This window comes from Mesorhizobium sp. P5_C1, from assembly GCF_054049815.1.
In genome coordinates this window covers 1-12,375 of the sequence record NZ_JBFULQ010000136.1, presented here as the reverse complement: position 1 = coordinate 12,375, position 12,375 = coordinate 1, and the positions used below count along the sequence as shown (strand labels likewise).

The 12,375-nt window shown below is 64.2% G+C and carries 10 protein-coding genes; 7 read left to right on the top strand and 3 right to left on the bottom strand.

The features are described 5' to 3' along the window. Window positions 1-1,083: extracellular solute-binding protein (locus ACXJ7R_RS13550; protein WP_457152274.1), on the bottom strand; the 1,083-nt coding region annotated here is incomplete at its 3' end. A gap of 250 nt (window positions 1,084-1,333) precedes the next feature. Here ACXJ7R_RS13550 and ACXJ7R_RS13545 point away from each other — a divergent pair. After that, window positions 1,334-2,374, top strand: a complete 1,041-nt coding sequence (locus ACXJ7R_RS13545; protein ID WP_457152273.1) for an endonuclease/exonuclease/phosphatase family protein — start codon at window positions 1,334-1,336, stop codon at window positions 2,372-2,374. A gap of 233 nt (window positions 2,375-2,607) precedes the next feature. Further along, complete coding sequence (locus ACXJ7R_RS13540) at window positions 2,608-5,046, top strand: EAL domain-containing protein (RefSeq protein WP_457152272.1); 2,439 nt, start codon at window positions 2,608-2,610, stop codon at window positions 5,044-5,046. Here the strand turns inward: ACXJ7R_RS13540 and tlpA are convergent. Next, complete coding sequence (gene tlpA, locus ACXJ7R_RS13535) at window positions 5,043-5,729, bottom strand: thiol:disulfide interchange protein TlpA (RefSeq protein WP_457152271.1); 687 nt, start codon at window positions 5,727-5,729, stop codon at window positions 5,043-5,045. The two genes, ACXJ7R_RS13540 and tlpA, sit on opposite strands and share 4 nt — an antisense overlap. Window positions 5,730-5,764: 35 nt before the next feature. Here tlpA and argH point away from each other — a divergent pair, with 35 nt between their 5' ends. From argH to lysA, 3 genes are all read left to right on the top strand, one after another. Beyond that, a complete protein-coding gene (gene argH, locus ACXJ7R_RS13530; protein ID WP_457152270.1) occupies window positions 5,765-7,165 on the top strand; it encodes an argininosuccinate lyase in 1,401 nt (466 codons plus the stop codon). Between the two features lie 93 nt (window positions 7,166-7,258). Next, window positions 7,259-7,465: a lipoprotein gene (locus ACXJ7R_RS13525; RefSeq protein WP_111544266.1), complete on the top strand. Its 207-nt coding sequence runs from the start codon at window positions 7,259-7,261 to the stop codon at window positions 7,463-7,465. A 67-nt stretch (window positions 7,466-7,532) separates the two neighbouring features. Continuing rightward, complete coding sequence (gene lysA / locus ACXJ7R_RS13520) at window positions 7,533-8,801, top strand: diaminopimelate decarboxylase (RefSeq protein WP_457152269.1); 1,269 nt, start codon at window positions 7,533-7,535, stop codon at window positions 8,799-8,801. A 34-nt stretch (window positions 8,802-8,835) separates the two neighbouring features. Here the strand turns inward: lysA and ACXJ7R_RS13515 are convergent, their stop codons facing one another. Further along, window positions 8,836-9,138: an ArsR/SmtB family transcription factor gene (locus ACXJ7R_RS13515; RefSeq protein ID WP_457152268.1), complete on the bottom strand. Its 303-nt coding sequence runs from the start codon at window positions 9,136-9,138 to the stop codon at window positions 8,836-8,838. Between the two features lie 50 nt (window positions 9,139-9,188). Between ACXJ7R_RS13515 and ACXJ7R_RS13510 the strand changes: the two genes are divergently transcribed. Both ACXJ7R_RS13510 and ACXJ7R_RS13505 read left to right on the top strand, forming a co-directional pair. Beyond that, window positions 9,189-10,130, top strand: coding sequence for a threonine/serine dehydratase (locus ACXJ7R_RS13510; protein WP_457152267.1), 942 nt, complete (start codon window positions 9,189-9,191; stop codon window positions 10,128-10,130). 114 nt (window positions 10,131-10,244) lie between these two features. Continuing rightward, window positions 10,245-12,375 (top strand): TIGR02302 family protein (locus tag ACXJ7R_RS13505; protein ID WP_457152266.1); only part of this gene is annotated, 2,131 nt, incomplete at its 3' end.

The following is a 12,375-nucleotide window of genomic DNA, read 5'->3' as shown; positions in this document are numbered from 1 at the left end:
CATGTAGTCGAAGCCCGACTTGGTCACCGGGATGTAGCCGGTGTTGGTCGACCAGAACAGTGCGGTCTTGGGATCGTGGATGAAATTGAGGAACGCGGCCGCGCCCTTGTATTCCGCGTCCGACTTGCCCGAAAGCACCCACAGCGAAGCGCCGCCGACCAGCGAATTCTTGCGCTCGGTACCGGCGTAGGCCGGCAGTTCGGCGACATCCCAGTTCATGCCTTCCTTCTGGGTCTTGCCGACGGTGCCGTGGTCGCCGACCGAGGTCATGATGACCTGGCAGGTGCCCGAGGCGAAAGCCTGGACCATGTCCTGGCCGAGGTCCTTCGACTTGATCTTGATCAGGCCGGCGTCATACCACTTCTTGAGGTCGGTGACGTACTGGACGAACTTGGTCTTGTTGACTTCCAGGCGGGCGTCGAGGCCGTCATAGCCGTTGTTCTTGGTGGCGATCGGCTGGTTGTGGATGGCCGAGAACTGCTCCATCAGCTGCCAGCTTTCATTGGCCGAGATGTTGATCGCCATCGGGCATTCGTAGCCGGCGTCCTTCATGGCCTGCAGGTCGGCGCCCACATCTTCCCAGGTCTTCGGCGCCTCGGTCTTGCCGATCTTGGCGAAGGCGTCCTTGTTCCAGTACAGCAGCGCCGTCGAGGAATTGAACGGGAACGACAGCATCTCGCCCTTCGACGTCGCGTAGTAGCGCGCGATACCGGGGAAATAATCGGCGTAGTCGATCTTGTAGCCGTTTTCTTCCATCAGCTTGTCGGCCGGCTTGTAGGCGCCCGAAAGCATCATCGTGGCGGTACCGACATCATAGACCTGGACGATGGCGGGCTGTTTGCCGGCGCGGAAGGCGGCGATGGTGTTCTGCAGCGTGGCGTCGTAGTTGCCCTGGCTGGTGCAGACGACTTCATAGTCGGACTGCGAGGCGTTGAAGTTCTTGCACAGCGTGTCGACGACACGTGCGAGGTCGCCCGAAAGGCCGAACCAGAAATCGAACTTGGTGGGCGCAGCGGCCGCTGGCAGCGCCATGGAAACGCTGATTGCACCGGCGGCAAGAGCCGCCAGGCCATTTTTGATCATCGACATGAATCTCATTCCCTGTTGAGTGGCTCRTTTCAAGGATCGTTGCGCAGGTCCCGGGCCGTCTCATAGAGAAAGTATGTGACAGTTCTGCTGTGCCTTTTCAGGCCTGTGGACAGCCAATCTCTCCTCCCTCGACGGCTTGCGCCGGCATGAAATGAAAACGTCATATCGGCGCCCTAGGTACCTAGGGCGTCGAAAACTGGCGTAAAGGCCCAGGTCGTTAACCGGCTAAAAATGGATAGACGAAATGCTTGTCTCGCAGCTGACACATGTGCCGATCGCCGACCGCGAGGCCATGCGCGACGGGCCGCGTGATAGCGCCACCCATCTGCGCCTCGCTGCCGCCACTCCCGCGCTCGGTCAGATCGAGATCGGCGGCAGGGCCTCGCGCGAAAGCGCCGGCGAGACGCTCACTGTGGTGGCATGGAACGTCGAGCGGCTCCGCCACGGCGATGCCGTCGCGGCGACGCTTGTCGGCCAGTCTCCCGACGTCGTGCTGCTGTCCGAGGTCGACGAAGGCATGGCGCGCTCCGGCAATGGTCATCCGCTGCGCGCCCTCGCCGACCAGCTCGGCCATGCCTTCGCCTATGGCGTCGAGTTCGTCGAGCTCGACGCCGGCAACGCGGCGGAACGCTCGGCGACCGGCGGCGCATCCAATGCCGAAGGTTTTCATGGCAATGCCGTCATCAGCGCGGTTCCGCTGCTTCGTCCTTTCCTGGTGCGGCTCGACGCGGCCGGCGGTTGGTTTCGGCCGGAGCGTGGCCAGCCGCGTATCGGCGGACGGATGGCGATCGGTGGCCAGGTGCAGGTCGGCAACCGCCGGGTGACGGTGGTCTCGGTGCATCTCGAAAACCGCACCGATCCCGATGGCCGCGCCGTCCAGACACGACATCTCCTCGATGCCATCGACAAATATGATCCGCAGGCACCGGTGCTGCTCGGCGGCGACTTCAACACGCTGACGGCCAGCCATGAGGACCGCCACGACGATCCCCAGGCCTGGGCGGCCCGCATCGCCGCCGAGCCCGACCGGCTGATCGATGTCGAGCCGCACGAACCGCTGTTCGCGATCCTCGCCGGGCGCGGTTACGACTGGAAGGCCGCCAACAGGCTCGACCTACCCACCCAACGACGCGAGGCCGGCGATCCCACTCCCATCGGCCACATCGACTGGTTCTTCACCCGCGGCCTCGTCGCGAGCGCTCCTGCCGTTCTTCCAACCGTGCTGCCGGATGGCCGACCGAGTTCCGATCACGAGGCACTCGTCGTGACGATTCGCATCGCGTGACGGGCTAGGGCCTCTCAGATTCATGGACCTCGATCTGCGGTCGGTTGGCCGGCCCCTGCGCCACTTCCGGCCCCCTGAAACCGCATCCACCCGAATGACGGGCCGATCCCACGCGGCCGCGCCTTACCCGGTAAGGCACGTCAGGGTTGCAGCGTACTTAATCGATCTTTCAACCACCAAAGGCTAATCAATGCTATTGCCTTGTTTATTCCCGATAGATCAGGTGAGAGAAGATGCTGACGGTCTACAATTGTATCGTCAATGAACACGATTTGAGACTGGTGGCGCTCGCCGCACTGATCTGTGGAATATCTTCCTTTTCTGCCGTCAACCTGCTTCACCATGTCGGCCGGTCGACAAACCGAAACCGGCTTGCCTGGTTGATGATTGCGGCGGCGTCGACCGGCTTCGGTATCTGGGCGACGCATTTCATCGCCATGCTTGCGTTCACGCCGGGCATACCAAACGCCTACAATCCGGAACTCTCCGTGCTCTCGCTTGCCGCTGCCGTTGTCCTGACAGCCGCCGGCATGTGGGTCGCCACGTTGCGCAACGGGCTCGACCACTATCTCGTCGGCGGCGCCATCTTGGGCGGTGGCATTGCCACCATGCACTACATCGGCATGGCGGCGTTCGAGGTGCAGGGCAGGATCGAATGGAACCCGCTGCTCGTGGCGGTCTCTTTGCTGGCGGGGGTAACGCTCGCCGCGTTGGCGCTTTTGGTTGTCCTGCGTCGCCCATCGCTGTCTGCGACACTGGGCGGCGCGGTGCTGCTGACGCTGGCGATCTGCACCTTGCATTTCATCGCGATGGGCGCGGTGTCGATCGTCCCGGATTCCTCGATCGAGATATCGCCATACACGATCGCGCCCACTTCGCAGGCCTTTGCCGTGGCGGCCGCCAGCCTGGTGATCCTTGTTCTCTCGGGCACGGCACTTTGGATCGATCTGCGCTTCCGCCGCCAGAAGCTCGAGGCCGACCGCATGCACGGTTTGGCCAATGCTGCCGTGGAGGGTCTGATCGTCTGCGACGGCAACCGCGTCATCAGCGCCAATGACAGCATGGCGAAGCTGACGGGCACGGCAACCGAGGCGCTGAACGGGATGCAGCTTGGCGACCTCTTCGGGTCCGATATGCCCGGCTTCGGCGAGCAGCCGCAGGAGGCCGAATTGAGGGGCCACGACGGCGCGGGCATTCCCGTCGAGTTGATCGCCAGGAGCATCGACTACTGTGGCAAGCCTCACAACGTGATTGCGGTCCGCGACATTCGCGAGCGCAAGAAGGCGGAACAGGAAATCCTGCGCCTTGCGCATTTCGATCCCTTGACCGGCCTTGCCAATCGCCGGAGCTTTTCCGGCCGGCTCGAGATGGAGATCGCCGCGATGGGCCGGGCCAGGAAAACCGGCCACCTGGCGCTTCTGTTGCTCGATCTCGACCGGTTCAAGGAGGTCAACGACCTGTACGGGCACGGCGCCGGCGACGCCATGCTGCAGAAGGTTGCGCAGTGTGTCACCGGCGTCCTTCGCCAAGGACAAATGGTTGCGCGGCTGGGCGGCGACGAATTCGCCATCATCGCCCCAAACCTGACCGACCCGTTGGAGGCCGGCCGCATCGCCAACGCCGTGCTGAACGCGATGCGCGAGGAAAACAGGCTCTCGGTCGGCGGTGGCCTCGTGTCGGCCAGCGTCGGCATTGCGCTATTTCCGTCGGATGCCGAAAACCAGGCCAGCCTGATAACCCATGCCGATACCGCACTCTACCGGGCCAAGACCGAAGGCAGGGACACATACCGCTATTTCGAGGCCTCGATGGGGGCCGAGGCCCGCGACAAGCGCGTGATGGAGCACGAACTCCGACAGGCTGTCGCGCGCAGGGAGTTCTACCTCGTCTACCAGCCGCAAAAGGAGATCAGCAGCGGAAAGATGGTCGGCTTCGAAGCCCTGATCCGTTGGCGGCATCCGACGCGCGGCGACGTGCCCCCGACCATATTCATCCCGATCGCCGAAGACAGTGGAGCCATTGGCCAGATTGGCGAATGGGTGCTGACGGCGGCCTGCGAGGAAGCCGCCCGCTGGGAAAATCCGCTGACGGTGGCCGTAAACGTTTCGGCGGTGCAGCTTCACAATCCGAATTTCAGCCGCAAGGTCCACGAAACACTGCTGAATTCCGGTCTTGCGCCCGGCAGGCTGGAACTTGAGATCACCGAGACGGCGCTTGTGAAAGACATGCCGCGCGCGCTGGCGACCTTGCGGCAGGTCAAGGCGCTGGGCGTGCGGGTGGCCATGGACGATTTCGGAACCGGCTATTCCTCGCTTTCCAACCTTCGCGCCTTTCCCTTCGACAAGATCAAGATCGATGGCTCCTTCATCAAATCCGTCGACAAGAACGGCCAGGTCGCGGCGATCGTGCGCGCCGTTCTGGGGCTCGGGCGCGGCCTCGGCCTGCCGGTTCTGGCGGAGGGTGTCGAGACGCTCGGCGAACTGAAATTCCTGGATGCCGAAGCCTGCGAGATCGGCCAGGGTTACTATATCGGCAGGCCTGGCCTCATCGAGGAGTTCGACGAACTGACCGGTGTCGACGCACCCCGCGTCAGCAACGACACGGCTGGCCAGCGCAACAGAAGCGTCCTGGCCTTCGCACCCGCGCCTGCCCTGAGTGTGGACAGAGCCTAGCTTTCGGGCTGGAGCGCGGCCTCGACCAGCCGCTTTGCGTCCGGCCCCGACCATTCGGCAGGGCCGTTCATATGGGCGATCAGGCAACCTTCGCCATCGATCAGCATGGTGGCGGGAAGGCCGAGCGCCAGCCCGCGCGTCTTGAGGTCGTTGAACACGGCCATCGTCGAATCCCGGTAGTAGCCGAGCGTCTTGACGCCTGTCTCGCTGAGGAACTTCTTCGGCTTCACATCGTCGCCGGCATCGACATTGACGGCGACCACCTCAAAGGCGTCGCTGCCCTTTTCCTTCTGCAGCGCATCGAGAGCCGGCATTTCGGCACGGCACGGCGCGCACCATGTCGCCCACAGATTGAGCAGCACCGTCTTGCCGGCATGGTCGGCGAGCGTCATCGGCTTGCCGTCTGGCCCATTGAACGCAAGGCTCTTCAACGATTGCGGCGGATCGGCTGGCAACAATGCCGCGACCTCGCCGGTGGCCGCTGCCGCCACCTTCTTGGCGCGCTCGCCCTTGGCGGCGCAGGCGACATCGTCCTTGCTGTCGCCGACAGCCACTTGGTGCTCGGCGTTGTTGCCAGACCGGCTCTCGCTGACATATACCGCGACCGCGCCGGCCAGCGCGCCCGCCACCAAAGCGGCGAGGATCAGGCGCGGGGCCGGGAAGAATCTACTACCGTCTGCCATTTTCTCAAAACTGCTCCGAAGCACGGGTTATAGCCATGAGCGACAAGAAGACCAGCAACCAGATGTGGGGCGGACGTTTTGCCTCGGGTCCGGCCGCGATCATGGAAGCGATCAACGCGTCGATCTCGTTCGACCGCAAGCTCTATGCGCAAGACATCCGAGGTTCGATCGCCCATAGCGAGATGCTGGCGCAAACGGGCATTATTTCGGCGGCCGATCAAGAAAAAATCGCTCACGGGCTGAACACGATTCAGAAAGAGATCGAGACCGGCACATTCGAGTTCTCGACCCGGCTGGAAGACATCCACATGAATGTCGAGGCTCGCCTCGCCGACCTGATCGGACCGGCGGCCGGCCGCCTGCACACCGCCCGCTCGCGCAATGACCAGGTCGCGGTCGACCTGAGATTGTGGGTCAAGGACGAGTGCCTCCGCGTAGCCGGGGCGTTGAAAGGGCTGATCGAGGCGCTTCTGGCACGCGCCGAGGAGCATGCGGCGACGGTGATGCCGGGCTTCACCCATATGCAGGCGGCGCAGCCGGTGACCTTCGGCCATCACTGCATGGCCTATGTCGAAATGTTTGCGCGTGACCTTTCGCGGGTTCGCGACGCGATCGAACGGATGGATGAAAGCCCGCTCGGCGCCGCGGCCCTTGCCGGCACCAGCTTCCCGATCGACCGCCACAAAACCGCCAAGGCACTCGGCTTCCGCGAGCCGATGCGCAATTCGCTGGACAGCGTTTCGGATCGCGATTTCGCGCTGGAGTTCCTCGCCTTGGCGGCGATCTGCGCCACGCATTTGTCGCGGCTCGCCGAGGAGATCATCATCTGGTCGACGCCGCAATTCGGCTTCGTCAGGCTGTCGGACAGCTTTTCCACCGGCTCGTCGATCATGCCGCAGAAGAAGAACCCCGACGCCGCTGAATTGGTGCGCGGCAAGACCGGCCGCGTTACCGGCCATCTGGTCGGCCTGCTGACGGTGATGAAGGGCATGCCGCTGACCTATGGCAAGGACATGCAGGAAGACAAGGAATCGGTGTTCGATGCCGCCGAGACGCTCGACCTGATGCTGGCGGCGATGACCGGCATGGTCTCGGACATGACAATCAACGCAGCGGCGATGAAAAAGGCCGCCGGCTCGGGCTACGCGACCGCCACCGATCTTGCCGACTGGCTGGTGCGCACGCTCGGCTTGCCGTTCCGCGAGGCGCATCATGTCACCGGCCGGGCGGTGGCGCTGGCCGAAGACAAGAAAGTGGGGCTGGAGAAGCTTTCGCTGGAAGACCTGCAGTCGATCAATCCAGGTATCACGGCGGATATTTTTTCGGTGCTGGCGGTGCAGAACTCGGTGAAGAGCCGCACCAGTTTCGGCGGAACCGCGCCGTCGGAAGTCAGAAGGCAGATCCGCGGCTGGAAAAAGCGCATCGCCAAGGCGTGATCCCAGCTATTGCGACCAGCAATATCCAGGGTGCAATGCTCTGAGAACTCGGCTAAAAGCGGCGGCTGGAAAAAGTTTCGGACGGATGGATCGATGACCGGAAGCAGGATTTTGGTGACGCTGACGCTGCTGGTGGCGATTGCGGCCGTCTCGGCCTGCGGCCGGAGGGGCGCCCTCGACTCGCCCTATGAGGCAGCCGTCCAGGCGCGCAAGGATGCCTCTAAGGCGCACCAGCCCGTGCCGCCGGAGCCGGAAAAACCGGTCAAGGACAAGAAGTTCTTCCTCGACCCGCTGATCTAGTGCCGATGACACCGGGTTGGTCTTTTGAACCCGGTCTCATCGTGCTCCAACTTCCGGAACCACTCTCGTGAACCATTTCGACTACCGCGACGGCGTGCTGCATGCCGAAGACGTGGCGATCCCTGATATCGCTGCACAGGTCGGCACGCCATTCTATTGCTATTCGACGGCCACCTTGACCAGGCACTACCGGGTGTTTGCCCAGGCCTTTGCCGGACTCGACGCGCTGGTCTGCTATGCCATGAAGGCTAATTCCAACCAGGCGGTGCTGCGGACGTTGGCCAGGYTCGAGGCCGGTGCCGACGTGGTGTCGGAAGGCGAATTGCGGCGAGCGCTGGCGGCCGGCATCCCGGCAAGCAAGATCCTGTTTTCGGGCGTCGGCAAGACCGCACGCGAAATGGACTTTGCCCTCGCCGCCGGCATCCTTTGTTTCAATGTTGAATCCGAGCCGGAACTGGAACTGTTGTCGGCCCGTGCCGCCGCCCTTGGCAAGGTGGCGCCGATCTCGCTGCGCATCAATCCCGACGTCGACGCCAAGACCCACAAGAAGATTTCCACCGGCAAGGCCGAGAACAAGTTCGGCATTCCGTGGCAACGGGCGCGTCAGGTCTATGCCCGTGCCGCACAGCTGCCAGGCCTCAAGGTCACCGGCATCGACACCCATATCGGCAGCCAGATCACCGAGCTGCAGCCCTTCGACGACGCCTTCGCCCTGCTTGTCGATCTGGTCGGCGCGCTGCGCGCCGACGGCCATGCCATCGAGCATATCGATCTCGGCGGCGGCCTCGGCATCCCCTACCGTGTCGACAACAACCCGCCACCCTTGCCGGACGCCTATGCCCAGATCGTCAGGAAGCATGTCACCAAGCTCGGGCTCAAGGTGATGTTCGAACCCGGCCGGCTGATCGTCGGCAATGCCGGCATCCTCGTCTCGGAAGTGATCTTCGTGAAGGAAGGCGACGCCAAGAATTTCCTCGTCGTCGACGCCGCCATGAACGACCTGATCCGGCCGACGCTCTACGACGCCTTCCATGACATAAAGCCGGTGGTGCAGCCGCCGGCCGACACGCCGCGCATGATGGTCGATGTCGTCGGCCCGGTCTGCGAGACCGGCGACTATCTCGGCCTCGACCGTGACCTGCCCAGGCTGAAGGCTAGCGACCTGATTGCCGTTTCCACCGCCGGCGCCTATGGCGCGGTGCAGGCCGGCACCTACAACACCCGCCTGCTGGTGCCCGAGGTTCTGGTCGACGGCGATCGGTTCCACATCGTGCGCCCGCGCCTGACCTATGACGACCTGATCGGGCTGGATTCGGTACCCGACTGGCTAAGGTAGACGCTGCTCCGTCCGAAACGCTGCGCCGGCGGCGCTACAACCGGTTCTGGATGAGTGCCCTTGTGTCGGCGATCCTGTCCTCGTCGCGGYGGTAGAACGTCCATTGCTTGATGCGCTTGGCCCGCAGCAGGCCGGCCTGCGTGAGCACGCGCATGTGTTCGCTGAGCGTCGCCTGTGTGATGCCGAGCTTCTCGGCGATCAGCAGGGCGCAAACGCCGTCCTCGACCAGATCGCCATCGGCTTGGCGCGGGAAATGCGCGCGCGGGTCCTTCAGCCAGTCGAGAATCTGCAGCCTGCGTTCGTTGGCGATCGCCTTGAAGACATCAACCTCTTGCATTTAGCTATTTTGCCAAGTTACTAATTACTGTCAATCCCAGGGAGACGTCCATGAGCAACGGCAACACCGTCACACGCGAACGCATTGCCACGATGGAACCGCGCATTCGGCCGCATGTGCGCCACACGCCGGTGCTGCGCGTCGACATGGCCGACTTCGACCGCCCGCCGCTGACCATCGACCTGAAGCTCGAGTGCCTGCAGCATTCCGGCTCGTTCAAGGCGCGCGGCGCTTTCACCAACCTCCTGGAGAGAACGGTTCCAAAGGCCGGCGTCGTCGCCGCATCAGGTGGCAACCATGGCGCAGCGGTCGCCTACGCCGCCATGCGGCTTGGCCACAAGGCGACCATCTTCGTTCCCGAGGTGAGCCCGCCGGCAAAGCTGGAGCGGATCCGCAGCTACGGCGCTGAGCTCATCGTCGGCGGCGCCCGCTACGCCGAGGCGCTGGCTGCCAGCGAGCGCTTCGCCGAGGAAACCGGTGCCTTGCAGATCCATGCCTTCAACCAGGAGGAGACGCTGGTCGGCCAGGGCACGCTCGGGCTGGAAATAGAGAGCGATTTGCCTGAGATCGACACGCTGCTGGTCGCCGTCGGTGGCGGCGGCCTGATTGGCGGCATCGCCGCCTGGTTCGCCGGCCGCATCCGCATCATCGCCATCGAGCCGGAAGGGGCGCCAACGCTTTACCGCGCCTTCGAGGCCGGCCGCCCCGTCGACGCGCCGGCCGAGGGCATCGCCGCGGATTCGCTGGCGCCCAAGCGCGTCGGCGAAATGATGTTCCCGATCGCCGAGGCCTTTGTCGAACGCTCGATCCTGGTCAGCGACGACGACATCGTCGCTGCCCAGAAGGCGCTGTGGGACCGGGTGCGCATCATCTCGGAACCGGGCGGTGCCACCGCCTTCGCGGCCGTGCTGTCCGGGCGGTATGAGCCCGCGCCCGGCGAAAGGGTCGCCATACTGGTCTGCGGTGCCAACGCCAACCCCGCCACGTTCTGACAGCAACCAGTCCGGCAGCTTCACGTTTTCTCAAACTGCCTCGCCTTTGCCGTGTTTGCTGGTATTCTTCGAGTCGTGAGGATCGGGCTATCCTGCCCGCCCATGGAAGGGCCGATGACGCAACGACCCACCTTCAGCAGCCATCGCGGTCTGGCCCGGCGCCTTGCCTTGAGCCGGCTGGCGACGCGGGTCTCGATGATGGTCGAGCGTGGCTGGCCGTTGCTGCTTCCGCTCGTCATCGTCGCCAGCCTGTTCCTCAGCGTCTCCTGGCTCGGCATCTTCTCGCGCCTGCCGGACGTGGCGCGCATCGGCCTGCTCGCCGCATTCGGTGTGGCAGCACTTGCGGCACTCTATCCGCTGCGTTTCTTCCGCTTGCCGGGCGCCGCCGAAATCGACCGCAGGATCGAAGCGGCCAATCAATTGCTGCACAGCCCGGTGCTGGTGCAGACCGAGCGGCCGAGCGGCCGAGAAAGCAGCTTCTCGCAGGCACTGTGGCGCGAACACCAGAAGCGCATGGCCGGAAAGCTCGACAGCCTTGGCGCCGACCTGCCTCGCACGCGCGTGCCGGAGCGCGACCGCTGGGGTCTGCGCGCGGTGGCCGCACTTTTGCTGGTGACCGCCTTTGCCTTCTCCTTCGGACCGAGCGGCGGCAGGATTGTCGACGGGTTCAGTGCCCATGGCGTCCACGATGCCATACCACCGCGCATCGACGCCTGGGTGACGCCGCCGGCCTATACCGGCAAGCCGCCGATCTTCCTGACCGCCGACGTCAACCAGGCGACGCCGACCTTCATCATCCCCGAAGGCAGCGACGTCTCGCTGCGCGTCACCGGCGGTTCGGGCGAGGAAACGCTCGCCTATGCCGACAAGAACGGCAATTCCCGCGCCATCGACCCGGCCGGCCCGCAGGCTGCCGCCACGGCCAAGCCGGCGGCGAGCCCGGCAACGCCATCCAAGGTGCGCCAGTTCACCGGCAAGCTGACCGGCGACGGCACCCTGACGCTGACGTCGGGCGAGGATCAGCTCGGCCGCTGGGCCTTCGCGGTCATGCCGGACAAGCCGCCGCAGATCCGTTTCGTCGGCGAGCCGAAGCGCGCCGCCAACGGCGCCTTCGAGCTCAACTACCAGATCGACGACGACTATGGCGCCGCCAATGCCAAGGCGGTTTTCGCGCTCGCCGATCCGCAGGCGCCCAATGCACATCCGCTCTATGGTCCGCCTGAAATGCCGCTGTCGCTGCCGCGTCGCGGCGGCAAGTCGAATGCCGCCCGGACGACTAAGGACCTGACCGAGCATGTCTGGGCGGGCAGCAGCATCAAGCTGACGCTGGTCGCCACCGACGATGCCGGGCACACCGCGTCGAGCGAGACCAAGACGCTGGTTATGCCGCAGCGGCCATTCGCCAACCCGCTGGCGCGCGCGGTGCTCGAGCAGCGCCGCCTGCTGGCGCTCGACGCCAACGCCAAGCCTCACGTGCTCGACTTGATGGACGCAATCACGCTGCGGCCCGAGGACACGTTCGACAACATGTCCCACTACCTCGCCATCATGAGCGCCCGCAGCCGGCTGAAGATGGCCGTCAATGACGACCAGCTGCGCAGCGAGGTGTCCTATCTCTGGGAAATCGCGCTCGGCATCGAGGAAGGCAATCTCTCGGCCGCCGAAAAGCGGCTGCGCCAGGCGCAGCAGGCGCTGCAGGACGCCATCAAGAACGGCGCCAGCGACGCGGAAATCGAAAAGGCGATGAAGGAACTGCGCGAGGCGATGAACCAGTTCCTGCAGGAATTCGCCGAACGCGCCAAGCAGAATCCCAACGCGCCGCAGATGCAGCAGAACGGCCAGGAACTGCGCCAGAGCGATATCGACCGCATGATGGACCAGATCGAGAACTTGGCGAAGTCGGGCGATCGCGACAAGGCGCAGCAATTGCTGTCGCAACTGCAGGATATGATGAACAATCTCCAGGCCGGCCGTCAGCAGCAAGGCGGCCAGCAGGACAGCGAGATGCGCCAGCAGATGGACAAGCTCGGCGAAATCCTGCGGCGCCAGCAGGAGATGATGAACGACACATTCCGCATGGACCAGATGCAGCGCGGCGAGCGCCAGCGCGGACAGAACCGTGAAGAGCAGCTGGGCCAGGACGGTGAGCAAGGTCAATCGGGCGAAAACGGCAAGCCCGGCGAGGATGGCCAGCAGAAGCCGATGACACCGCAGGAATTCGCCGATGCGCTGAAGCAGCTGCAGC

Coding starts and splice junctions, on each gene's coding strand:
- ACXJ7R_RS13545 (WP_457152273.1), top strand. CDS start 1,334: ATGCTTGTCTCGCAGCTGACACATGTGCCGATCGCCGACCGCGAGGCC.
- ACXJ7R_RS13540 (WP_457152272.1), top strand. CDS start 2,608: ATGCTGACGGTCTACAATTGTATCGTCAATGAACACGATTTGAGACTG.
- tlpA (WP_457152271.1), bottom strand. CDS start 5,729: ATGGCAGACGGTAGTAGATTCTTCCCGGCCCCGCGCCTGATCCTCGCC.
- argH (WP_457152270.1), top strand. CDS start 5,765: ATGAGCGACAAGAAGACCAGCAACCAGATGTGGGGCGGACGTTTTGCC.
- ACXJ7R_RS13525 (WP_111544266.1), top strand. CDS start 7,259: ATGACCGGAAGCAGGATTTTGGTGACGCTGACGCTGCTGGTGGCGATT.
- ACXJ7R_RS13510 (WP_457152267.1), top strand. CDS start 9,189: ATGAGCAACGGCAACACCGTCACACGCGAACGCATTGCCACGATGGAA.